Source organism: Rhizobacter sp. P3_B12 (assembly GCF_056402895.1).
Genome location: NZ_JBFUGN010001362.1, coordinates 1 through 1,279, shown reverse-complemented (window position 1 = coordinate 1,279; position 1,279 = coordinate 1). Strand labels below are relative to the sequence as shown.

Annotated in this window: 2 protein-coding genes; one reads left to right on the top strand and one right to left on the bottom strand. The window is 72.4% G+C overall.

All coding sequences use genetic code 11. From position 1 onward, the window contains the following. The coding region (locus AC1D01_RS35250) for a hypothetical protein (protein ID WP_477874246.1) at positions 1 to 340 on the bottom strand (340 nt) is incomplete at its 3' end. A 155-nt stretch (positions 341 to 495) separates the two neighbouring features. Here AC1D01_RS35250 and AC1D01_RS35245 point away from each other — a divergent pair. Beyond that, positions 496 to 1,134, top strand: a complete 639-nt coding sequence (locus AC1D01_RS35245) for a sigma-70 family RNA polymerase sigma factor (RefSeq protein WP_477874244.1) — start codon at positions 496 to 498, stop codon at positions 1,132 to 1,134. Positions 1,135 to 1,279: the final 145 nt, after the last annotated feature.

Sequence of the window (1,279 nt, the reverse complement as noted above, 5' to 3'; positions counted from 1 at the left end):
TCGCCGGCTCGTCGCGCCGCTCCGGTGCCGATTTCGATTCGGCCTTCGCCGACTCGCGCTCGAGGCGCTCGGCACGGCCGAGAAGGCGTCGGTTGCCGTACTGGCCGGAGCCGCCCGGCACCTCGCGCATTGCCGGCAGGCGGTGGCAGCTGGTGGCCGAGGGCGGCGAGAACGCGGGCGGCGCATCGTCGAGCTGCGGCGGCGCGTCCTGCCACACCGGCGGCCAGGGCTCGGCGGCCTGTGCGAGGTTGCCATCCAGGCTGCCGGCGCAGGCGGCCAGCAGCAGCGAGGCGATCAGCACCGAGGTCAGCGTGCGGCGCGGGGTCTTCATCGTGTCCATGCGGGTCTCCAGGGTTGTCGGAACGTGACCCTGGCTGACACGTGGCAGCCGGTGCGATGGGGTGAACCTCATCGCGTTTTTTTTGAGGGCCGTCGTTTCACCCCGTTGCGCAACGTCGCGCGTATCACCCACCGTATCAGGCAGACTGCCATGCCATGCGACCCGGCCCTGACACCGACACCAGCGACGACCACCTGATGAGCGCCTATGCGCGCGGCGACGCCGCCGCCTTCGAAGCCTTGTATGCCCGCCACCAGGCCGGGCTGTACCGCTTCGTGCGCCGGCTGCTCGGCGGCGCGCTCGCGGCGCAGACCGACGAGGTGTTCCAGGACACCTGGTTGCGCGTGGTCAATGCCCGCGCCAGCTGGCAGCCGCAGGGCGCGAGCTTTCGCACCTGGCTGTTCACGCTGGCGCACCACCGGGTGATCGACGTGTGGCGGCGCAGCGGCCGCGAGGTGTCGATCACGACCGACGATGACGACGGCGCGCCGTGGGAGCCCGAGGCGGCCGATGGCGTGCCGTGGCAGCAGTGGCCGGCGCCGCAGGGCGAGGATGTCGCGTTCTGGCGCCGCGCCGGCGAGCGCCTGCTGGCCTGCCTGGAGGAACTGCCGCTGCCGCAGCGCAGCGCCTTCCTGCTGCACCATGACGACGAGCTGCCGCTGGCCGACGTGGCGCGCGCGCTGGAGGTCGGCTTCGAGACCGCGAAAACGCGGCTGCGCTATGCGATGAGCAAGCTGCGCAGCTGCATGGGGGCGTACCTCGCGCCGCTGAACGGCACGGAGCCTTCGCGATGAGCGGCGGACCCGGCCTCGAGCGCGACGACATCGAACACGACCGCCATCTGCGGCAGGCGCTGCGCCATGCGCCGGATGCCGATGCGGCGCCGCCGGCCGCGCTGCGCGAGCTGATCCTGCGCGAGGCGCAGGCCAAGGCGCGCGA

Coding starts and splice junctions, on each gene's coding strand:
- AC1D01_RS35245 (WP_477874244.1), top strand. CDS start 496: ATGCGACCCGGCCCTGACACCGACACCAGCGACGACCACCTGATGAGC.